A 20,273-nucleotide genomic window follows, 5' to 3' on the forward strand; every position below is an offset into this window, starting at 1 on the left:
AGAGTTTGTTACCTCAAATCAGCTGGCCCTATCGCGGCCAAGGATGTTTGTTATTATGCCGCCACATCCTGCTTCTGGCTGCCACTGTGAAACAATTCATCGACTTCATCCCGCTCCTGCTGTTTTTCATCGTCTACAAACTTGATCCCCGGGCCGTCGACTTCGCCGGTCATTCCTTGACTGTAGGCGGTATTTACAGCGCCACGGCAGTGCTGATCATCAGCTCCCTGGTGGTCTACGGCGCGCTGTTCGTGTCCCAGCGCAAGCTGGAGAAGAGCCAGTGGCTGACCCTGATCGCCTGCCTTGTGTTCGGCAGCCTGACCCTGGCCTTCCACAGCGAAACCTTCCTCAAATGGAAGGCCCCGGTGGTCAACTGGCTGTTCGCCCTCGCTTTCATCGGCAGCCACTTCATCGGTGACCGCCTGCTGATCAAGCGCATCATGGGCCATGCCATCAACCTGCCGGAACTGATCTGGACCCGGTTGAACATCGCCTGGATCGCGTTTTTCCTGTTCTGCGGCGCCGCCAACCTGTTCGTCGCGTTCACGTTCCAGGACTACTGGGTCGACTTCAAGGTCTTCGGCAGCCTGGGCATGACGCTGTTGTTCCTGATTGGCCAGGGTATCTACCTGTCCCGTCATCTGCATGATGCCGACCCCACCACGCCAAAAACCGAGGACTGACATGCTCTACGCAATCATTGCTACCGACGTCGCCGACTCCCTGGAAAAACGCCTGGCCGTACGCCCGGCCCACCTGGAACGCCTGCAACAGCTCAAGGCCGAAGGTCGTATCGTGCTGGCCGGCCCGCACCCGGCGGTGGACAGCAATGACCCGGGCGCCGCGGGTTTCACCGGCAGCCTGATCGTGGCCGAATTCGATTCCCTGGCCGCCGCGCAGGTCTGGGCCAAGGCCGATCCGTTCGTGGCGGCCGGCGTCTATGCCGATGTCGTGGTCAAGCCGTTCAAGCAAGTCCTGCCGTAAATCCCCCTTGGCGCGATGAGCCTTCGCGGCTCATTGCCCCCGTTGCTCATCTTTCTCATTCGCCTGCCGACAACCTGTCTAATCTCGATTGGAATTCAGGAGTTGCAATGCGCAAAGGTCCGTTGTGCCTGTTGTTGGTCTCGTTGGCGATCGGGGCACCCGCCCATGGCGAGGAAAGCACCGAGGGCAGTCATTCGGCGCCCTTGTCCCTGAGCGCCGGCGGCCAGATCGCCGAACTGCAGCAACGCCTGAAAGACAGCGAACGCCAGCGTGAAGAACTGAGCAAGCAATTGCAAAGCGCTGACAGCGCACGCGAGAGCGCACTGCTGGCCAGGCTGCGCCAGGAAAACCAGCGACTGAAGCTGCAACTCAAGGAAGCCCAGGCAAGCCCGCTGCCACGCCTGTTGACCGATCAACAGCAATGGTTTGTCATTGGTGCCGGGGTAGCGCTATTGGCCCTGCTGTGCGGTATCTTTGCCAGCGGTGGACGTAGACAACGTCGGCAATGGCTAAATTGAGTGAGTCATGAGCGAGCTGTTACTGATAGACGATGACCAGGAGCTGTGTGAGCTCCTCGTAAGCTGGTTGAGCCAGGAAGGTTTTCAGGTCCGGGCCTGTCACGATGGCCAAAGTGCCCGCAAGGCCCTGGCCGAAACCTCTCCGGCAGCCGTGGTACTGGACGTGATGCTGCCCGACGGCAGTGGCCTGGAACTGCTCAAGCAATTGCGCAACGATCACCCGGAGCTGCCGGTGCTGATGCTGTCGGCCCGGGGAGAACCGCTGGACCGTATCCTCGGCCTGGAACTGGGCGCCGATGACTACCTGGCCAAGCCCTGCGACCCCCGCGAACTGACCGCCCGCCTGCGCGCCGTGCTACGCCGCAGCCACCCGACGGCGGTGTCCAGCCAGATCGAACTGGGTGACCTGACTTTCAGCCCGGTGCGTGGCGTGGTCAGCATCGATGAGCAGGAACAGGCCCTCACCGTTTCCGAAAGCCGCCTGCTCGAAGCGCTGCTCAAGCAGCCGGGCGAGCCGCTGGGCAAGCAGGAACTGGCGCAGCTCGCCCTGGGCCGCAAGCTGACCCTGTACGACCGCAGCCTCGATATGCACGTGAGCAACCTGCGCAAGAAAATCGGCCCCCACCCCGACGGCCGCCCGCGCATCGTGGCGCTGCGTAGCCGGGGCTATTACTACAGCCTTTAAGGCACTGCGCCGATCTCCTGTGGCGAGGGGATTTATCCCCGCTGGGGCGCGTAGCGCCCCCTCGGTTTCATCTGATACACCGCAGTGGTTGGGTAGTTGGGGGCGCTTCGCACCCCAGCGGGGATAAATCCCCTCGCCACAGTAATCCTCTCGCCACAATTTCTGTGTCCGGCCCTGCAGATTTGTCAGGTCCGCACCAAACCGTCTTTACCCAAGCTTTACCCACCCCTGACCGCCGCTGACCTTGATCTCCGTAATCTGCACTCATCCGGAACTGACCGGGAATGAGACAAGGAGACACACCATGCGCAAGACCCTTATCGCTCTGATGTTCGCTGCCGCCCTGCCGACCGTCGCCATGGCCATGCCCGAAGGCGCCGGTCCGATGGGACCCATGGACGGCCCACGCCACGGCGGCCAGATGCACGACAAAGGCCCGTACAGCCAACTGGACCTGAGCCGCGAACAGCGCCAGCAGATTCGCCGGATCATGGGCGAACAGCGCCACGAACAACGCGAGCTGGTAGACAAGTACCTGGCCAAGCTGTCGCCAGCCGACCAGAAAGCCATGCAGGACGAAATGCAAGCCCGGCATCAGAAGATCGATGCCCAGATCCGCGGGCTGTTGAAGCCTGAACAGCAGAAAGAGTTCGACGCGATCCAGAAGAAACAGGCCGAGCGTCGTGCCGAGTGGGCTGAGTTCAAGGCCTGGAAAGCGCAACAGCCGCAAAAAGCGCAATAATGCACTGAAGCCCCCAGCCCAACGGCAAGTCGCCGTTGGGCTTTCTTTGTTTTCGAGGATTTACCGTGCGTTCATTGTTCTGGCGCATCCTGGCCAGTTTCTGGCTGGCCATCGCTCTGGTTGCAGGGCTTTCACTCTTGATGGGCCACATGCTCAACCAGGACGCCTGGATCCTCAGCCGCCACCCGGGCCTCAACACCTTGCCCGAAGAGTGGACGCAAACCTACGAAAGCCAAGGCGAGGACGCCGCCCAGGACATCCTGCAACAGCGCAAGCGTCAGTACCACGTCGACGTCCAGGTGTTCAATGAAAGCGGCGACCCGGTGGTGCGCGGCACCTTCCCCCATCGCGCCGCGGCCTTCGAGGCGCGGCAGAACAACAACGATCGACGCCTGCCCTGGAGGCGCCTGACCGACGAATTCACTAGCGCCAAAACCGGCGACACCTACCTGTTCATCTATCGCATCCCCCATCCCGAACTGGACGCCTGGCACCGCGACAGCCTGCTCTGGCCCCTCAGTGCGCTGGGGATCGCGCTGGTGGTGCTGACGTTGTTCAGCCTGTTGGTGACGCTGTCCATCACCCGCCCGCTGAGTCGCCTGCGCGGTGCGGTGCATGACCTGGGCCAGGCTGCCTATCAGCAGAACAGCCTCGCCAAGCTGGCCAACCGGCGGGATGAGTTCGGCGTACTGGCCACTGACTTCAACCGCATGGGCGCGCGCCTGCAAAGCTTGATCACCAGCCAGCGACAACTGCTGCGCGACGTGTCCCACGAACTGCGCTCGCCCCTGGCCCGGCTGCGCATTGCCCTGGCATTGGCTGAACGGGCCAGTCCTGAAGAGCGTGAGAAGCTCTGGCCGCGCCTGACCCGCGAATGCGATCGCCTGGAAGCACTGATCAGCGAAATCCTGGTGTTGGCGCGGGTCGATGCCGACAACGCCAGCGCCGAAGAGGTGGAACTCAACGGCTTGCTGGTCACCCTGCAAAAAGATGCGCAACTGGCCTCACCGGAACAAACCGTGCAGCTCGAAACCGAGGCGGACCTGACCCTCAAGGGCTGGCCAACCATGATCGAGCGAGCGGTGGACAACCTGCTGCGAAACGCCCAGCGCTTCAATCCGGCTGGGCAATCGATCGAGATGCGCGCGGCGCGCCAGGGCGAACGGATCCTGATCAGCGTGCGCGACCACGGGCCAGGCGTGGAGGCCGAACACCTGGGGCAATTGGCCGAGCCGTTCTACCGCGCACCCGGCCAGACCGCCGCCGGTCACGGCCTGGGCCTGGCCATCGCACGCCGTGCCGCCGAACGCCATGGCGGCACGCTGGTGCTGGGTAATCATCCTGGCGGCGGGTTCATCGCGACGCTGGAGTTGCCGTTGGTGCCGGGGGCTGTCGTCCAGCCCTGAGGGCCTTAGGTGAACCTGTGGCGAGGGAGCTTGCTCCCTCGCCACAGTGAAGCAAGCACGATCCCATCAAACCAAACGATAATTCCTCTTATTCAAACTGCCCCGCCCTGTTAGACTTTGCGCCCTCGTTTTCACTCATCTCCCAGGACGCCCGATGCCGTCGTTGCCTCTTCGTTTATGTGCGCTGTTCATGGCCCTGGGCCTGAGCGCCTGCGATGATGCCCCGCGTTTTACCCAGGCCGAACCCGGTGAAGCCCGTTCCGGTGGCGCTGCGACGGTACGCAAGACGGATCAGAACGCCTTTTCCCTGCCCTCGGCCAATCTGCCGCCCTCGCGGCGCGTGGACTTCAGCGTCGGTAACAGTTTCTTTCGCAGCCCCTGGGTGATCGCTCCCTCGACCACCACCGCCCGCGACGGCCTCGGGCCTTTGTTCAACACCAACGCCTGCCAGAACTGCCACATCAAGGACGGTCGCGGCCACCCGCCCGCGCCGGACGCAACCACCGCAGTATCGATGCTGGTACGCCTGTCGATCCCCGACGCGCCGCCTTACGCCAAGGTCATCGAGCAATTGGGGGTGGTGCCGGAGCCGGTTTACGGCGGGCAGTTGCAGGACATGTCCGTGCCCGGCGTCGCCCCCGAAGGCAAGGTGCGGGTCGATTACACGCCGGTCCCGGTGCGTTTCAAGGACGGCACCGTCGTGGAACTGCGCAAGCCGAACCTGCAGATCACCCAACTGGCCTATGGGCCGATGCACCCGGACACGCGCTTTTCCGCCCGCGTCGCCCCGCCGATGATCGGCCTGGGACTGCTCGAAGCCATCCCTGACGAAGCGATCCTGACAAACGCCGAGGCCCAGGCCCGGGAGAAAAATGGAATCGCCGGGCGTCCCAACCAGGTCTGGGACGATGCCCAACAAAAAACCGTCCTGGGACGCTTCGGCTGGAAGGCCGGGCAGCCCAACCTCAACCAACAGAATGTCCACGCGTTCTCCGGTGACATGGGCCTGACGACGAGCCTGCGGCCCTTCGACGATTGCACCGAGACCCAGGTCGACTGCAAGCGCGCGCCCAGCGGTAATGGCCCGGACGGCGAACCGGAAGTCAGCGACAACATCCTGCGACTGGTGCTGTTCTATAGCCGCAACCTCGCCGTACCGGCCCGGCGCGAGGTGAATTCACCCCAGGTGCTGGCGGGCAAGAATCTGTTTTTCCAGGCCGGTTGCCAGTCCTGCCACACACCGAAATACACCACCTCCGCCAACGCCGCCGAACCGGAACTGGCGAACCAGGTCATCCGCCCTTACACCGACCTGCTGTTGCACGACATGGGCGAAGGCCTGGCGGACAACCGCAGCGAATTCAAGGCCAGCGGCCGTGACTGGCGAACCCCGCCGCTGTGGGGCATAGGCCTGACCGAAACCGTCAACGGCCACTCCCAGTTCCTGCATGACGGTCGTGCCCGCAACCTGCTCGAAGCCGTGCTGTGGCATGGCGGCGAAGCACAAGCGGCGCAGCGACAGGTCTTATCGTTCAATGTCGAACAGCGCGCTGCGTTGCTGGCCTTCCTGAATTCCCTTTAAACACCTTTTCCAGAAGTGGGAGCACAACATGTTCCGTCCCAAGCTGTTGTTCACCAGCCTCGCCGCCATCGCCCTTGGCGCCTGTTCGCCCCAGGATCCGCAAGCCGTTACCTCGGCCGCCATCGCCAAGCAAGTGATCCTGCCGACCTACAGCCGCTGGGTGGATGCCGACCGGCAACTGGCGACCAGCGCCCTGGCGTTCTGCCAAGGCAAGGAAAACCTGGAAACCGCCCGCGCCGATTTTCTCAAGGCGCAAAAGGCCTGGGCCGAGCTGCAACCGCTGCTGATCGGCCCACTGGCCGAGGGCAACCGCTCCTGGCAGGTGCAGTTCTGGCCGGACAAGAAAAACCTGGTGGGCCGTCAGGTCGAGCAATTGGTCAATAGCCAGCCACAGATCGACGCCGCCGGCCTGGCCAAGTCCAGCGTCGTGGTCCAGGGCCTCTCGGCCTACGAATACCTGCTGTTCGACGCCAGGATCGACATGGCCGACAGTGCGCAAAAAGCCAAGTACTGCCCGCTGCTCACCGCCATCGGCGAACGCCAGAAGCAACTGGCCGAAGAGATCCTCTCGGGCTGGAACACCAACGACGGCATGCTCGCCCAGATGAGCAAATTCCCCAACCAGCGCTACGCCGATTCCCACGAGGCCATCGCTGACCTGCTGCGCGTCCAGGTCACCGCCCTGGACACGCTGAAGAAAAAGCTCGGCACACCGATGGGCCGCCAGAGCAAAGGCGTGCCACAACCGTTCCAGGCCGATGCCTGGCGCAGCCAGTCGTCGTTGCAAGGCCTGGAGGCCAGCCTCAGCGCGGCCAGGACCGTCTGGGCGGGCGTGGACAACAAAGGCCTGCGCGGCTTGCTGCCTAGCGACCAGAAGCCACTGGCCGACAAGATCGATGCCGCCTACGATGCCTCGTTGAAATTGTTCGCCAGCAGCCAGCGCTCGCTGACCGAAATGCTCAACGACGATGCCGGGCGCCAGCAACTCAACGATTTGTATGACAGCCTCAACGTCGTCCATCGCCTGCACGAAGGCGAATTGGCCAAGGCGCTGGGCATTCAACTGGGCTTCAATGCCAACGACGGTGACTGATCATGTTTCGACGTCAGGTTCTGGCACTGGGCAGCTTGCTGCTCGGTGCCGTCACCCTGGGCGGCTGGACGCTGTTCAAGCAAAAGGACAAGCACCCACTCCTGCTTTCGGCACGGGACGATGGCGACGGCAAGCACTACGCCGTCGGCTATCGACTGGACGGCACCCGGGTGTTCGCCACCCAGGTCGGCCAGCGTTGCCATGACATCATCAATCATCCGACACAGCCGATTGCGCTGTTCGTCGCCCGTCGTCCAGGTACCGAAAGCTACCTGATCGACCTGCGCGACGGGACGCTGCTGCAAACCATCACTTCGTTGCCGAACCGGCATTTCTACGGCCACGCGGTGATCCACAAAAGCGGCGAATGGCTGTACGCCACCGAGAACGACACCACCGACCCGGGACGCGGCCTGTTGGGCGTGTACCGTTTCGAAGGCGAACGACTGGTGCACAGCGGCGAGATGTCCACCCATGGCATCGGCCCTCACCAGGTGTCATGGATGTCCGATGGCGAAACGCTGGTGGTCGCCAACGGCGGCATTCGCACCGAGGCCGAAAGCCGGGTCGAAATGAACCTCGACGCCATGGAGCCGAGCCTGGTGCTGATGCAACGCGATGGCACCCTGCTGAGCAAGGAAAGCCTCGCTCAATCGATGAACAGCGTGCGCCACCTGGGCATCGCCAGCGACGGCACCATCGTCTCCGGCCAGCAGTTCATGGGCGCTGCCCACGAGTCGTCGCAACTGCTGGCGATCAAGCGGCCGGGCCAGCCGTTCCAGGCGTTCCCGGTGCCTGAAGAGCAATTGCAGGCCATGGGGCACTACACCGCCAGCGTCGCCGTGCACAGCGACCTGCGCCTGGTGGCCCTGACCGCCCCCCGTGGCAACCGCTTCTTCATCTGGGACCTGGACAGTGGCGAAGTACGCCTGGATGCGCCGCTGCCGGACTGTGCCGGCGTGGGCGCGGTGGCCGACGGTTTTGTCGTGACGTCGGGACAAGGGCGTTGCCGCTATTACGATTGCCAGCAGACACAACTGGTTGCAAAGCCTCTGGATCTGCCGGCAGGGCTCTGGGACAACCATTTGCATCTGGCCTGAGCCAGGGAGCGAAGCCCCTCGGGGCCGAGCTCCCTGATTTTTCGGAAAAATCCCACGCACCTCCAGCCCGCCAGCATCTGGAATAGCCCGCACACTCAGGGTAATGTGCCCGCCTATCTGTATTTTCTCTCAGCTCTTTTCCAAGGAAGTGGAACATGCTGCGACGCCGCATGCTGATCATGTTGGGTGTTGTCCTGCTGGTGGTGCTGTTGCTCGCCGGCTACAAGGCCTTCTCTGTCTACCAGCAGATCCAGATGTTTTCTGCCCCCAAACCACCGGTCAACGTCGCCGTGGCCACGGCCGCCCGGCAACCCTGGCAGGCTCGCCTGCCCACCGTTGGCAGCCTCAAGGCGCTGCAAGGCGTGGACCTGAGCCTGGAAATTGCCGGGACCGTGCAGAAGCTGCAGTTCCAGTCCGGACAGAAGGTCAAGGCCGGCCAGCCACTCCTGCAACTGGACAGTGAAGTCGAAAGCGCCCTGCTGGCAACCGCCGAGGCCGACCTTGGGCTGTCGCAACTGGATTTCGGTCGCGGCCGACAACTGGTGGGCAGCCAGGCGATCTCCAAGGGCGAGTTCGACCGGCTCTCGGCGCAACTGAAAAAGAACCAGGCCACGGTCAATCAGCTCAAGGCTTCGCTGGCCAAGAAGCACATCCTGGCACCGTTCAGCGGCACCATCGGCATTCGCCAGGTGGATGTCGGCGACTACCTGGCCAGCGGCACGGTGATCGCCACCCTGCAGGACCTCAGCAGCCTTTACGTGGACTTCTACGTCCCTGAACAAACCGTGCCCAGGCTCGCCGTTGCCCAGCCGGTCAACGTCAGCGTCTCGGCCTACCCCGGGCAGAACTTCGTCGCCACCATCAGCGCGATCAACCCCAAGGTCGAAGACAGCACCCGCAACGTATTGGTACGCGCCACCCTGGCCAACCCCGACGGCAAGCTGCTGCCTGGCATGTTCGCCAACCTGGAAGTCATCCTGCCAGACGTGGCCGCCGGAATCGTCGTGCCGGAAAGCGCCGTGACCTACACGCTCTACGGCAACTCCATGTACGTGGTGACCCAAAAGAAAGGCGCCGACGGCAATGTCGAGAAAGACGACAAGGGCCAGCCGGTCCTGATCGCCGAACGGCGTTTCGTAGAAACCGGCGAGCGCCGCGACGGGCAGGTATTGGTTACCAAAGGCGTGCAGAGCGGCGAACAAGTCGTGACCGCCGGCCAGCTCAAGCTCGATAACGGTACGCCGATCGCCATCAGCGACGACAAGACCCTGACCGAACAGAACAGCTCGCCGCGCGCGGACTGATCAAGGAACCCCCATGGCCTTTACCGATCCATTCATCCGCCGTCCGGTGCTCGCCACCGTGGTCAGCCTGTTGATCGTGCTGCTGGGCTTCCAGGCCTGGAGCAAGTTGCCCCTGCGCCAGTATCCGCAAATGGAGAACGCCCTGATCACGGTGACCACCGCCTACCCCGGGGCCAACGCCGAGACCATCCAGGGCTACATCACCCAGCCGATGCAGCAGAGCCTGGCCAGTGCCGAGGGCATCGACTACATGACCTCGGTCAGCCGCCAGAATTTCTCGGTGATTTCGGTCTATGCCCGCATCGGTTCCAACAGCGACCGGCTCTTTACCGAACTGCTGGCCAAGGCCAACGAGGTCAAGAACCAACTGCCCCAGGACGCCGAGGACCCGGTCCTCAGCCGCGAAGCCGCCGATGCCTCGGCACTGATGTACATCAGCTTCTTCAGCAAGGAACTGAACAACCCGCAGATCACCGACTACCTGTCACGGGTGATCCAGCCCAAACTGGCGACCCTGCCAGGCATGGCTGAGGCAGAGATCCTCGGCAACCAGGTCTTCGCCATGCGCCTGTGGCTGGACCCGGTCAAGCTCGCCGGTTTCGGCCTGACCGCCGCCGACGTGACCAACGCCGTGCGCCAGCACAACTTCCTCTCCGCTGCCGGTGAAGTGAAAGGCGAATTCGTCGTCACCAGCATCAACGCCAACACCGAACTCAAGTCCGCCGAGGCCTTCGGCGCGATCCCGCTCAAGACCGACGGCGACAGCCGCGTGTTGCTGCGGGACGTGGCTCGCGTGGAAATGGGCGCCGAGAACTACGACACCATCAGCTCCTTTGGTGGCACGCCTTCGGTGTACATCGGGATCAAGGCCACGCCCGGTGCGAACCCGCTGGATGTGATCAAGGAAGTGCGCAAGATCATGCCGGACATGGAGGCCCAGCTCCCGACCAACCTCAAGGCCGAGATCGCCTACGACGCCACCCTGTTCATCCAGGCCTCCATCGACGAAGTGGTGAAAACCCTGTTCGAGGCGGTGCTGATCGTCATCGTCGTGGTGTTCCTGTTCCTCGGTGCCCTGCGTTCGGTGGTCATCCCGGTGGTGACCATCCCGCTGTCGATGATCGGCGTGATGTTCTTCATGCAGTTGATGGGCTACTCGATGAACCTCCTGACCCTGCTGGCCATGGTGCTCGCCATCGGTCTGGTGGTGGACGACGCCATTGTGGTGGTGGAGAACATTCACCGGCACATCGAGGAAGGCAAGACCCCGTTCGATGCCGCAATAGAAGGGGCCCGGGAAATCGCCATGCCGGTGGTCTCGATGACCATCACCCTGGCGGCGGTGTACGCGCCGATCGGCCTGCTCGAGGGCCTGACGGGCGCTTTGTTCAAGGAGTTCGCATTGACCCTGGCCGGGGCGGTGGTGATCTCCGGGATCGTCGCCCTGACCCTGTCACCGATGATGTGCGCCATGCTCCTGCGTCACGACGAGAACCCCTCAGGGCTGGCCCACCGACTGGACGTGATATTCGAACGCTTGAAGAGCCGCTACCAGCGCATGCTTCACGGCACGCTCAACACCCGGCCGGTGGTCCTGGTGTTCGCCGTGATCGTCCTGCTGCTGATCCCGGTGCTGATCATGTTCACCAAGTCCGAACTGGCTCCCGACGAAGACCAGGGCATCATCTTCATGATGGCCACCGCTCCGCAACCCACCAACCTCGACTACCTGAACACGTACACCGATCACTTCATTACCATCTTCAAGGAGTTCCCGGAGTACTACTCCTCGTTCCAGATCAACGGCTACAACGGCGTGCAGTCGGGCATTGGCGGCTTCCTGCTCAAGCCCTGGAACGAACGCAGCCGCACCCAGATGGAAATTCTGCCAGAGGTCCAGGCCAAGCTGGAAAGCGTGCCTGGCTTGCAGATCTTCGGTTTCAACCTGCCCTCACTGCCGGGCACCGGCGAAGGCTTGCCATTTGCGTTCGTCATCAACTCGCCGAAGGATTATGCGACGCTGCTGGAGGTTGCCGACCGGGTCAAAAAGCGCGCTTTGGAATCCGGCAAGTTCGCCTTCATGGACATTGACCTGGCGTTCGACAAGCCCGAAGTCGTGGTGGATATCGATCGCGCCAAGGCCGCCCAGATGGGCGTTTCGATGCAGGACCTGGGCGGTACCCTGGCGACACTGCTGGGTGAAGCCGAGATCAACCGCTTCACCCTCGAGGGACGCAGCTACAAGGTCATTGCCCAGGTCGAACGGCCCTTCCGGGACAACCCGGACTGGTTGAACAACTACTACGTGAAAAATGCCAAGGGTGAATCGCTACCGCTGTCGACCCTGATCAAGGTGAGCGACCGGGCGCGACCGCGACAACTGAACCAGTTCCAGCAGCTCAATGCGGTGACCATTTCGGGCTTCCCCGTCGTGAGCATGGGTGAGGCGATCGAGACCGTCCGCCAGATCGCCCGGGAGGAAGCGCCGGTGGGGTTCGCCTTCGATTACGCCGGGGCTTCGCGCCAGTTCGTACAGGAAGGCAGCGCGTTGTGGGTGACCTTTGCCCTGGCCCTGGCGATCATCTTCCTGGTGCTGGCCGCGCAGTTCGAAAGCTTCCGGGACCCACTGGTGATCCTGGTGACCGTGCCGCTGTCCATTTGCGGAGCCTTGATCCCGCTGTTCCTCGGCTGGTCGAGCATGAACATCTATACCCAGGTGGGCCTGGTGACGCTGATTGGCCTGATCAGCAAACACGGGATCCTGATTGTCGAGTTCGCCAACCAGTTGCGCAGGGAACAGAACCTGACACCGCGCGAAGCGGTGGAACAAGCCGCGTCGATTCGTCTGCGGCCAGTGCTGATGACCACTGCGGCGATGGTGTTCGGCATGGTACCGCTCATCTTCGCCACAGGCGCCGGGGCGGTGAGCCGCTTCGACATCGGCATGGTGATCGCAACCGGGATGTCGATTGGCACACTGTTCACCCTGTTCGTGCTGCCTTGCGTCTACACGCTGCTGGCCAAGCCGGACAAGGCCTGAAGTAGACACCTGTGGCGAGGGATAGTGTGGGAGCAAGGCTTGCCCGCGATGAAGGCGATGCGGTCTTCCAGAAATCGAGGCGGCTGTTTCGCGAGCAAGCTTTGCTCCCACAATCCAACGGAGATAAATCCCCTCGCCACAATGGTTTTCTACAGTCAAAAAAATAAAGGCCTCATACAGGAGGCCTTTATTTTGGCTTCATGTCTCTCAACTTTGCGGCCTCATCCCCTGGGACAGGCTGAACATGAACAGCAGCAGATCATCGTCCGGTTGGATCGCCTCGCTGGCCTTTGCCACGCGTGGCAAAGGACAATGCGCATCAGCATTGGACACACTGAGAATCTGCGAGCGCGGCTGTTCCCACACAGCCACCGCCATCGATGCAACTGCCAGGGCTCCTACTAAAAACAAACCTCTAGCAATTTCTAGTTTCATCGCTATAAACCTTTGATAGCGCTGCCAAACGCCGCCTCATAAAAGTAGACGAGTTTTTCCCAATCAACATCGCTGAACGACGAATGGCGCCGCAGCTGTTTCATGTCATGGGAGGCCGCACGCCGGGCAGTCAGGCGTTGACGACACTTTTCCAGGTCCAGCAGGGCCACTTCGACCTTGGCCGCTTCGCCCTCCCCCATCACACGTACAAAGACATGCTTGATGTAGAGGCAGCCATGTTGCCAACGGCCTTTGTGCATGCGGGCCAGGTTCTGCGCCAATGCCTGGAGGATTCGATCATGCACCGCTTCGCCATGGCGCTCACGTCCGCCTTCGGCATACCAGTGCTCGATCTCCTCAAAGCCTTCCAGCGCATGGGTCACCAACAGCGCACGCCACTTGTGAACGGGGTCGCGCTGGGCACCACAGAAGATCAGCTCGGGCACACGGACATCCAGTCGAGTCAACGCCAGCAGCGCGTCTTGCTCACGCAGTACGGTCGGCCGACCGAATGGATGCAGCCAACTGCGATAAATGTGGCCGGTCTGACGCTTGGCATAAAGCAGCTCGCCGTCGGTGTTGTTGATCCGCTGCACACCGCTTTCACCGCCACGCCGCACGTTGGGTTCTTCTACCCACTCACCTTGCTGGTTCCAGAAGTGTTCGAAGCTGCTGTGGGAAATGCCAGTTGTCTCTACTGCCTGCACAACCATGCTGTTACCTCTTGCGTAATACATAAACTCGCCACATGGCATAGAGCGGTAGGAAATCCAGTCGTTCCTGAATGCGAAACCCAGCCTGCCGAAACTCCTCTTCTACTGTATCAGTCGGTAACACAAATCGATTCTGGTAGTCTTTCTGCCCACGGCTGCGCTCCAGACGCTTGCGTTTCCAGGCCTTGAAATTGCCATCGACCCACAACGAAACGATCACGCTGTCACGGCTGACTCGCTCGAATTCCTTCAGAATCGCCAGTCGATGCGCGGGTTCGCCGATGTGGTGCAGCAAGCGCATGCAAAAAATGCTATCGACGGCGTTATCAGGCAAGGCGATGTCGAACGCGGATGTGTGCAAGGGGCGTACCCGTTTTACGACCTCACTCGGTTGGGCCTCCAATGCGGTCTTGAGCATGGCCTCGGAATTGTCCGCGCCGATGATGACCCTGTTCGGTTTTTCGGCCAACAAGGACCAGAAACGTCCGGCACCGCACGGCAAGTCCAACACCAGGCCGGGGTCACCGGCAAGCGCCAACGCACGCCGGGCCAGTTGTTGGTCTCGCTGGTTGGAAAGACGGCGACTCAAGCCACTGCGATGTTTAAGAAAATATTGCTTGGCGTGCTGCTCGTCGTATTTTTCGGAAAAATCCAGCTTGATGGGCTTGGACATAAAGGGGGGCTCCATGACTGATCGGCCCCACCTTATGGAACGGGATGTCATGTCTTTGTGAAAATAAAGTCACGTAAATGCCCTATTGTTTACAAGACTTTTCCAAACATTCGCTTAGCCCTTTGGGTTCAATTCCACTTCGAAATGGCAACCGTTGGGCTCCATCGTACTGAGGCTCACCGTCCAGCCCTGGTTCTCGCAAATGCGCTGCACCAGGGACAACCCCAACCCCAATCCCTCGCCGCGTTTTTCGTTACCGCGCACGAACGGCTCGAACATCGCCTCGCGCTTCTCCTCGGGAATGCCTACGCCACTGTCCTCGACCACAAAGCCGGTGGCGGTCAGCGAAAGGCGGATGAACCCCTGATCGGTGTAGTGCAGGGCGTTGCGTAGCAAATTGCCCATCACGGCAGTCAGGAACGTGGCGTTATACAGGGTGTCGACAGTTTGCCCGGGGTCGAAGATCAGCATCAGGCCTTTGGATTCAATGGGCGCGCGCCACACGCCGAGGAGGTTCTCGGCCACCTGCCCCAGGGTCAGCCGAGGCGACATGCCGTTGTCTTCGCGTTCGGCCCTGGCGAGCATCAGGAAGGTCTGCACCAACTCACGCATCTCTTCACTGGCTCGATTGATGCGTTCGACCTGGGTACGACCGCGCGGGTCCAGTGCCGGGTTTTCCAGCAGCAACTCACAGGAGGTCGCCAACACCATCAACGGTGTGCGCAATTCGTGGCTCACGTCGCTGGTGAACAATCGCTCGCGGGTCAGGGCCTGGCGCAAGCGCCCCAGTGTTGCGTCGAATGCCACGGCCAGTTCACCCACTTCATCGGCGGCATAATCCGGGGCCAGCGGTGGAGCGAGGCCGAGGAGCTGGTCGCGATGGCGCACCTGCCGGGCCAGGCGAACCACCGGCGCCATCACCCGGCGTGCCAGGACCCAGCCCAAAAATACCGCCAGTGCCAGGCTGAGCACAAAGCCCACCAGCACCACGGCGAACAGCACCCGCTCGCGCTCTTCGAAGTCGCTCTGGTCCTGCAGCAACACGTAATGCCGACCGTCAACGATCTCGACCATGGCGTGATACGACAACTGCTCGCGAAACACCTCGTGAAACCCACGCTCCAGATGGCGCAGGTCCTTAGGCAACTCGAAGTCACCTGGGCCGCCACTGAAATAAAACAATTGGTCAGGTTCCGGCCGATGGTTCCAGTCCGAAACACTGTCCATCAACAGCAAGCGTTGCAGATCACCACCAAGCCCGGCGGAAATCAGTTTCTCTTCCACCAGATGGACCGTCGCCACGATGCCCATGGCGAAAGCGCCAGCCACCAATGCGCTCATCAGCGCAAAGGCGATGATGATCCGTTGGGCAAGGCTCTGCTTAAACTCCATCGCGGCCCTCGGCCAGGCGATAGCCGACGCCGTGTACGGTGTGCAGCAACGGTTTGTCGAACGGTTTGTCGATCACCTGGCGCAATTGATGGACGTGACTGCGCAAGCTGTCGCTGTCCGGGCAGTCATCGCCCCACAACGCTTCTTCGAGGATTTCGCGGCGCAGCACGTGAGGGCTTTTCTGCATCAATACCGCCAGCAGCTTGAGGCCTACGGGGTTGAGCTTGAGCAGCTTGCCTTCCCGCGTCACTTCCAGGGTATCGAGGTCGTAGCTCAGGTCGCCAACCTGCAAGGCCCGGCGGCCACCGCCCTGGGCCCGACGCATGACGGCTTCGATCCGCGCTGCCAATTCTGACAGGGCAAACGGTTTGATCAGGTAGTCATCGGCCCCTGACTTGAAGCCCTGCAGACGATCGTCCAACTGATCCCGGGCGGTGAGCATGATCACCGGCGTATCGCGCCGGGCATCTTCGCGCAGGCGCTGGCACAAGGTATAGCCGTCGATGCCCGGTAGCATGATGTCGAGCACGATCAGGTCGTAGTGTTCGGTCGCGGCCAGGTGCAACCCCGACAAACCGTCCTGGGCACAATCGACGGTGTAGCCCTTGAGCTCCAGGTAATCGGCCAGGTTGGCCAGGATGTCGCGGTTGTCTTCGACCAATAGAATTCGCATGGGCACCTCTGCGTACACAGTTAACGGCCATCTTGGCCCGCGCAGCTTACGGCCAAGTTTGGCTCACGGCTAGGATTGTATCCGCTGTGACAGCGAGCTTGCTCGCGATAGCGGTGGATCAGCCGCCATCAATGTTGGGTGTGCCGACGCTATCGCGAGCAAGCTCGCTCCCACAAGGATCCAGTGAGCTCAGGAACAGGACTGCGCGGGCATTGACGAGTTTTTCACCCAACCTTCACACCGCCCCGACGCAGCGCAAACGAGACTGCGCGCAACGCGCTGCTTACGAAAAACCCATCAAAGGTACTCTCATGGTTTCCACCGCCATCCGCCCCGTTTCCAGGCCCCTGAATTTCTGGGTTGCCCTGGGCCTGCCTGCTGTTGTCGCAGCCATTTTGGTGTTGCTGGAATTGACCACGCTGGACATGGACGTGGCCAAGCTGTTTTACGACCCGATGGCGGGTGGATTCATCGGTCGGCACAGTTTTTTCCTGGAAGACATCCTGCACGACCGAGCCAAAGAGCTGGTTATCGCATTCTCCATGCTGGCAATCCTCGGCTTCATCGGTACGTTTTTCATCGCACGGCTCAAACCGTTCAAACGGGAACTGGGTTGCCTGGTGCTGTCCCTGGCACTGGCGACGTCCTTCGTCACACCGATGAAAGCGGTGACAGCGGTGCAATGCCCCTGGAGCGTGAAGGAGTTCGGCGGCAAGGAAAACTACAGTGAGCTGCTCAGCCCGCGCCCGGCCACGGACAAACCCGGTCGATGCTGGCCCGGCGGTCACGCCGCCACCGGGTTCACGTTGTTTGCGCTGTTCTTCGTCCTGCGCGACCGCCGCCCACGCCTGGCCCGCCAGGCCTTGGCGCTCGCCTTCACGCTGGGTACGGTGTTTTCCCTGGGGCGGATGATGCAAGGGGCGCACTTCTTTTCCCATAACGTGTGGACGGCGGTGTTCTGTTGGCTGATTTGCCTGGGGTGTTACTACTACATTCTGTACCGACCGGCCGCCATGACTGATCGCGCAGTGTTGAGCCAGCCCGCCAACGCCTGAAAGCGCCTCGGACAAACCCTGTGGGAGCTAAGCTTGCTCCCACAGAGACAACCGAGCCCTGCTCAATGCTGGGGCAAACCCAAGGCCATAAAAAACCCCGCTTGCTTTCGCAGGCGGGGTTTTTCGCTACAGGGGTAAGGCTGGCTTACATCATGCCGCCCATGCCACCCATGCCGCCCATGTCTGGCATACCGCCGCCAGCTGGAGCGTCTTCCTTGATTTCAGCGATCATCGCCTCGGTGGTGATCATCAGGCTGGCAATCGACGAAGCCGCTTGCAGAGCCGAACGAGTCACTTTGGCCGGGTCCAGGATACCCATTTCGATCATGTCGCCGTATTCGCCGGTAGCAGCGTTGTAACCGTAGTTACCCGAACCCTGCTTGACCTTGTCGACCACAACGCTTGGCTCGTCGCCGGAGTTGGCAACGATCTGGCGCAGTGGCGCTTCAACAGCGCGACGCAGCAACTGGATGCCCACGTTCTGGTCATCGTTGTCGCCTTTGAGCTCGGAGATAGCCTGCAGAGCGCGAACCAGTGCCACGCCACCGCCAGGTACCACGCCTTCTTCGACGGCTGCACGGGTCGCGTGCAGGGCGTCTTCAACGCGGGCTTTCTTCTCTTTCATTTCTACTTCGGAACCGGCACCAACCTTGATCACTGCAACGCCGCCGGACAGCTTGGCCAGGCGCTCTTGCAGTTTTTCACGGTCGTAGTCGGACGAAGTGTCGGCCACTTGCTGACGGATCTGCAGAACGCGAGCCTGGATGTCAGTCTCAACGCCGGCACCGTCGATCACGGTGGTGTTTTCCTTGGACAGGATCACGCGCTTGGCGTTACCCAGGTGCTCCAGGGTGGTGCTTTCCAGGCTCAGGCCGATCTCTTCGGAGATAACGGTACCGCCGGTCAGTACGGCGATGTCCTGCAGCATGGCCTTGCGACGGTCGCCAAAGCCTGGAGCCTTGACGGCTGCGACTTTAACGATGCCACGCATGTTGTTCACGACCAGGGTCGCCAGGGCTTCGCCTTCAACGTCTTCAGCCACGATCAGCAGTGGGCGGCCGGCTTTGGCAACGGCTTCCAGCACTGGCAGCATTTCGCGGATGTTCGAGATCTTCTTGTCGACCAGCAGGATCAGCGGACCGTCCAGCTCGGCAGTCATGGTCTCTGGCTTGTTGACGAAGTATGGGGACAGGTAGCCACGGTCGAACTGCATGCCTTCTACAACCGACAGTTCGTTTTCCAGGCCCGAGCCTTCTTCAACGGTGATCACGCCTTCTTTACCGACTTTTTCCATGGCTTCGGCAATGATGTCGCCGATGGAGTTGTCGGAGTTGGCGGAGATGGTGCCGACCTGAGCGATTGCCTTGGTGTCAGCGCATGGCTTGGACAGGGCTTTGAGCTCTTTGACAATGGCGATGGTCGCCTTGTCGATGCCGCGCTTGAGGTCCATCGGGTTCATGCCGGCAGCGACGGCTTTCAGGCCTTCGTTGACGATCGATTGAGCCAGGACGGTAGCGGTGGTGGTGCCATCGCCGGCGTCATCGTTGGCACGGGAGGCAACGTCTTTGACCAGTTGCGCGCCCATGTTTTCGAAGCGGTCTTTCAGCTCGATTTCTTTGGCTACGGAAACGCCATCCTTGGTGATGGTCGGAGCGCCGAAGCTCTTCTCGATGATCACGTTACGGCCTTTCGGGCCCAGGGTCGCTTTTACTGCGTCAGCCAGGACGTTGACACCGGCGAGCATTTTCTTGCGGGCGGAATCGCCGAATTTAACTTCTTTAGCAGCCATGATCGATATTCCTTAAATACTTTGTAGTAACGGGAAAATGGGCGGGGGAATCAGCCTTCGAGAACAGCGAGGATTTCGTTCTCGCTCATTACCAGCAGGTCTTCGCCGTCGACTTTCACTGTGTTGCTGCCGGAGTAAGGGCCGAACACAACCTTGTCACCCACTTTCACGGCCAGCGCACGTACTTCACCGTTTTCCAGTGCCTTGCCTGGGCCTACAGCGAGAACTTCACCGTGGTTGGCTTTTTCAGCAGCCGAACCTGGCAGGACGATACCGCCAGCGGTTTTCTTCTCTTCTTCGCTGCGACGGATGACGACGCGGTCATGCAGAGGACGAAGCTTCATTGTCGATCTCTCCTAATTTTTGGTTTTCATCGGCCGGTGTAGTCCCGGCGGGTTTAACAAAGCCGGCGGAGCCGGGTGCGGTTCGTCAGTCGAACCGCGGAAGTCTGTCCGGTGTCACCACCGGAAACCTTGCGGTGACCGTTACATAAGGGCGCACAAGTGGATTACAAGGGCGGGGGCAGAAAATTTTTTACTCCGTGCCACCAAAACGAGCACGGCGCCCGAAGGCGCCGTGGAGCGGGTTTTACTTGGAATCCCGGTGTTCGAATTCACCTTCGATCACGTTGGGCTCGCGGCCCACAGGCTCGCGCGGCGCCGGACCGCCACGGGGCTGGAGGTCATCGGCGAAGGCGCGCTGACGCATCGCCTGCTCTTCGGCGCGCTGGCGCATTTTATTGGCCAGCAACCGACGGGTGAACGGCAACAGCATGACCAGGCCCAGCACGTCGCTGATAAAGCCGGGCAGGATCAACAGGCCACCGCCCAGGGCCAGCATCAGGCCTTCGAGCATGGTCTGGGCGGGCAGCTCGCCACGGTTCAGGCTTTCACGGGCCCGCAACGCCGTGGCGAGGCCGGCAATGCGCAGCACGAACACGCCGAGCATCGAGCCGAGAATGACCAGCAGCAGCGCCGGGAAAAACCCGATCGCACCGCTGACCTTGACGAATACGAACAGCTCCAACACCGGGAACAGCAGAAAGAGCAACAAAAAAGGGCGCATCAAATGGTTCCTCAACGCAAGAAT

At 61.3% G+C, this 20,273-nt stretch carries 20 protein-coding genes; 12 read left to right on the top strand and 8 right to left on the bottom strand.

What is annotated here, in order from left to right:
• Nucleotides 1–86 precede the first annotated feature (86 nt).
• The 11 genes from Q7F16_RS16515 (at nucleotide 87) to Q7F16_RS16565 (ending at nucleotide 12,454) form a co-directional block, all read left to right on the top strand.
• On the top strand, nucleotides 87–683 hold the full coding sequence (locus tag Q7F16_RS16515; RefSeq protein ID WP_079303492.1) for a septation protein A: 597 nt from the start codon (nucleotides 87–89) through the stop codon (nucleotides 681–683).
• A gap of 1 nt (nucleotide 684) precedes the next feature.
• Nucleotides 685–984, top strand: coding sequence for a YciI family protein (locus Q7F16_RS16520; protein ID WP_409556065.1), 300 nt, complete (start codon nucleotides 685–687; stop codon nucleotides 982–984).
• Nucleotides 985–1,091: 107 nt separating this feature from the next.
• Nucleotides 1,092–1,502, top strand: a complete 411-nt coding sequence (locus Q7F16_RS16525) for a translation initiation factor 2 (RefSeq protein WP_046062581.1) — start codon at nucleotides 1,092–1,094, stop codon at nucleotides 1,500–1,502.
• A 7-nt stretch (nucleotides 1,503–1,509) separates the two neighbouring features.
• On the top strand, nucleotides 1,510–2,187 hold the full coding sequence (locus Q7F16_RS16530) for a response regulator transcription factor (RefSeq protein ID WP_409556066.1): 678 nt from the start codon (nucleotides 1,510–1,512) through the stop codon (nucleotides 2,185–2,187).
• Between the two features lie 304 nt (nucleotides 2,188–2,491).
• Complete coding sequence (locus tag Q7F16_RS16535) at nucleotides 2,492–2,929, top strand: Spy/CpxP family protein refolding chaperone (RefSeq protein ID WP_014339849.1); 438 nt, start codon at nucleotides 2,492–2,494, stop codon at nucleotides 2,927–2,929.
• Nucleotides 2,930–2,994: 65 nt separating this feature from the next.
• Nucleotides 2,995–4,335 carry a sensor histidine kinase gene (locus tag Q7F16_RS16540; RefSeq protein ID WP_046062584.1) on the top strand — a complete coding sequence of 447 codons (1,341 nt, stop codon included), beginning with the start codon at nucleotides 2,995–2,997 and terminating at the stop codon, nucleotides 4,333–4,335.
• 154 nt (nucleotides 4,336–4,489) lie between these two features.
• A complete protein-coding gene (locus Q7F16_RS16545; protein ID WP_409556067.1) occupies nucleotides 4,490–5,917 on the top strand; it encodes a di-heme oxidoreductase family protein in 1,428 nt (475 codons plus the stop codon).
• A 28-nt stretch (nucleotides 5,918–5,945) separates the two neighbouring features.
• On the top strand, nucleotides 5,946–7,010 hold the full coding sequence (locus Q7F16_RS16550; RefSeq protein ID WP_409556068.1) for an imelysin family protein: 1,065 nt from the start codon (nucleotides 5,946–5,948) through the stop codon (nucleotides 7,008–7,010).
• 2 nt (nucleotides 7,011–7,012) lie between these two features.
• On the top strand, nucleotides 7,013–8,110 hold the full coding sequence (locus Q7F16_RS16555; protein ID WP_409556069.1) for a DUF1513 domain-containing protein: 1,098 nt from the start codon (nucleotides 7,013–7,015) through the stop codon (nucleotides 8,108–8,110).
• A gap of 155 nt (nucleotides 8,111–8,265) precedes the next feature.
• Nucleotides 8,266–9,414 carry an efflux RND transporter periplasmic adaptor subunit gene (locus tag Q7F16_RS16560; protein ID WP_046062587.1) on the top strand — a complete coding sequence of 383 codons (1,149 nt, stop codon included), beginning with the start codon at nucleotides 8,266–8,268 and terminating at the stop codon, nucleotides 9,412–9,414.
• 13 nt (nucleotides 9,415–9,427) lie between these two features.
• Complete coding sequence (locus tag Q7F16_RS16565) at nucleotides 9,428–12,454, top strand: multidrug efflux RND transporter permease subunit (RefSeq protein ID WP_409556070.1); 3,027 nt, start codon at nucleotides 9,428–9,430, stop codon at nucleotides 12,452–12,454.
• 207 nt (nucleotides 12,455–12,661) lie between these two features.
• Here the strand turns inward: Q7F16_RS16565 and Q7F16_RS16570 are convergent, their stop codons facing one another.
• From Q7F16_RS16570 to colR, 5 genes are all read right to left on the bottom strand, one after another.
• On the bottom strand, nucleotides 12,662–12,889 hold the full coding sequence (locus Q7F16_RS16570) for a hypothetical protein (protein ID WP_041476108.1): 228 nt from the start codon (nucleotides 12,887–12,889) through the stop codon (nucleotides 12,662–12,664).
• Nucleotides 12,890–12,891: 2 nt separating this feature from the next.
• The gene (locus Q7F16_RS16575) at nucleotides 12,892–13,602 is read right to left on the bottom strand and encodes a lipopolysaccharide kinase InaA family protein (protein WP_046062589.1); all 711 of its coding nucleotides are present in this window, start codon (nucleotides 13,600–13,602) and stop codon (nucleotides 12,892–12,894) included.
• Between the two features lie 4 nt (nucleotides 13,603–13,606).
• Complete coding sequence (locus Q7F16_RS16580) at nucleotides 13,607–14,275, bottom strand: class I SAM-dependent methyltransferase (protein WP_014339858.1); 669 nt, start codon at nucleotides 14,273–14,275, stop codon at nucleotides 13,607–13,609.
• Nucleotides 14,276–14,389: 114 nt separating this feature from the next.
• Entirely contained in the window at nucleotides 14,390–15,667 is a 1,278-nt protein-coding gene (locus Q7F16_RS16585) for a sensor histidine kinase (protein ID WP_046062590.1), read from the bottom strand.
• Complete coding sequence (colR, locus tag Q7F16_RS16590) at nucleotides 15,657–16,340, bottom strand: two-component system response regulator ColR (RefSeq protein WP_014339860.1); 684 nt, start codon at nucleotides 16,338–16,340, stop codon at nucleotides 15,657–15,659. Before colR ends, Q7F16_RS16585 begins: the two co-directional genes overlap by 11 nt.
• A 311-nt stretch (nucleotides 16,341–16,651) precedes the next feature.
• Here colR and Q7F16_RS16595 point away from each other — a divergent pair, with 311 nt between their 5' ends.
• Nucleotides 16,652–17,395: a phosphatase PAP2 family protein gene (locus Q7F16_RS16595; protein WP_046062591.1), complete on the top strand. Its 744-nt coding sequence runs from the start codon at nucleotides 16,652–16,654 to the stop codon at nucleotides 17,393–17,395.
• 145 nt (nucleotides 17,396–17,540) lie between these two features.
• On the opposite strand, the gene groL is transcribed toward Q7F16_RS16595, so the two are convergent.
• The 3 genes from groL to Q7F16_RS16610 form a co-directional block, all read right to left on the bottom strand.
• Entirely contained in the window at nucleotides 17,541–19,184 is a 1,644-nt protein-coding gene (gene groL / locus Q7F16_RS16600; RefSeq protein ID WP_014339862.1) for a chaperonin GroEL, read from the bottom strand.
• Between the two features lie 50 nt (nucleotides 19,185–19,234).
• Entirely contained in the window at nucleotides 19,235–19,528 is a 294-nt protein-coding gene (locus Q7F16_RS16605) for a co-chaperone GroES (RefSeq protein WP_003204913.1), read from the bottom strand.
• Between the two features lie 244 nt (nucleotides 19,529–19,772).
• Nucleotides 19,773–20,249: an FxsA family protein gene (locus Q7F16_RS16610; RefSeq protein WP_014339863.1), complete on the bottom strand. Its 477-nt coding sequence runs from the start codon at nucleotides 20,247–20,249 to the stop codon at nucleotides 19,773–19,775.
• Nucleotides 20,250–20,273 lie beyond the last annotated feature (24 nt).

It is taken from the genome of Pseudomonas sp. Lb2C2 (assembly GCF_052112205.1).
GTDB classification, from domain to species: domain Bacteria; phylum Pseudomonadota; class Gammaproteobacteria; order Pseudomonadales; family Pseudomonadaceae; genus Aquipseudomonas; species Aquipseudomonas kilonensis.

Excerpts from the sequence above, each read along its gene's own strand:
- groL (WP_014339862.1), bottom strand. The coding sequence starts at position 19,184 with ATGGCTGCTAAAGAAGTTAAATTCGGCGATTCCGCCCGCAAGAAAATG.
- Q7F16_RS16555 (WP_409556069.1), top strand. The coding sequence starts at position 7,013 with ATGTTTCGACGTCAGGTTCTGGCACTGGGCAGCTTGCTGCTCGGTGCC.
- Q7F16_RS16530 (WP_409556066.1), top strand. The coding sequence starts at position 1,510 with ATGAGCGAGCTGTTACTGATAGACGATGACCAGGAGCTGTGTGAGCTC.
- Q7F16_RS16520 (WP_409556065.1), top strand. The coding sequence starts at position 685 with ATGCTCTACGCAATCATTGCTACCGACGTCGCCGACTCCCTGGAAAAA.
- Q7F16_RS16560 (WP_046062587.1), top strand. The coding sequence starts at position 8,266 with ATGCTGCGACGCCGCATGCTGATCATGTTGGGTGTTGTCCTGCTGGTG.
- Q7F16_RS16575 (WP_046062589.1), bottom strand. The coding sequence starts at position 13,602 with ATGGTTGTGCAGGCAGTAGAGACAACTGGCATTTCCCACAGCAGCTTC.
- Q7F16_RS16550 (WP_409556068.1), top strand. The coding sequence starts at position 5,946 with ATGTTCCGTCCCAAGCTGTTGTTCACCAGCCTCGCCGCCATCGCCCTT.
- Q7F16_RS16605 (WP_003204913.1), bottom strand. The coding sequence starts at position 19,528 with ATGAAGCTTCGTCCTCTGCATGACCGCGTCGTCATCCGTCGCAGCGAA.
- Q7F16_RS16580 (WP_014339858.1), bottom strand. The coding sequence starts at position 14,275 with ATGTCCAAGCCCATCAAGCTGGATTTTTCCGAAAAATACGACGAGCAG.
- Q7F16_RS16570 (WP_041476108.1), bottom strand. The coding sequence starts at position 12,889 with ATGAAACTAGAAATTGCTAGAGGTTTGTTTTTAGTAGGAGCCCTGGCA.
- Q7F16_RS16585 (WP_046062590.1), bottom strand. The coding sequence starts at position 15,667 with ATGGAGTTTAAGCAGAGCCTTGCCCAACGGATCATCATCGCCTTTGCG.
- Q7F16_RS16525 (WP_046062581.1), top strand. The coding sequence starts at position 1,092 with ATGCGCAAAGGTCCGTTGTGCCTGTTGTTGGTCTCGTTGGCGATCGGG.
- colR (WP_014339860.1), bottom strand. The coding sequence starts at position 16,340 with ATGCGAATTCTATTGGTCGAAGACAACCGCGACATCCTGGCCAACCTG.
- Q7F16_RS16610 (WP_014339863.1), bottom strand. The coding sequence starts at position 20,249 with ATGCGCCCTTTTTTGTTGCTCTTTCTGCTGTTCCCGGTGTTGGAGCTG.
- Q7F16_RS16535 (WP_014339849.1), top strand. The coding sequence starts at position 2,492 with ATGCGCAAGACCCTTATCGCTCTGATGTTCGCTGCCGCCCTGCCGACC.
- Q7F16_RS16595 (WP_046062591.1), top strand. The coding sequence starts at position 16,652 with ATGGTTTCCACCGCCATCCGCCCCGTTTCCAGGCCCCTGAATTTCTGG.
- Q7F16_RS16545 (WP_409556067.1), top strand. The coding sequence starts at position 4,490 with ATGCCGTCGTTGCCTCTTCGTTTATGTGCGCTGTTCATGGCCCTGGGC.
- Q7F16_RS16565 (WP_409556070.1), top strand. The coding sequence starts at position 9,428 with ATGGCCTTTACCGATCCATTCATCCGCCGTCCGGTGCTCGCCACCGTG.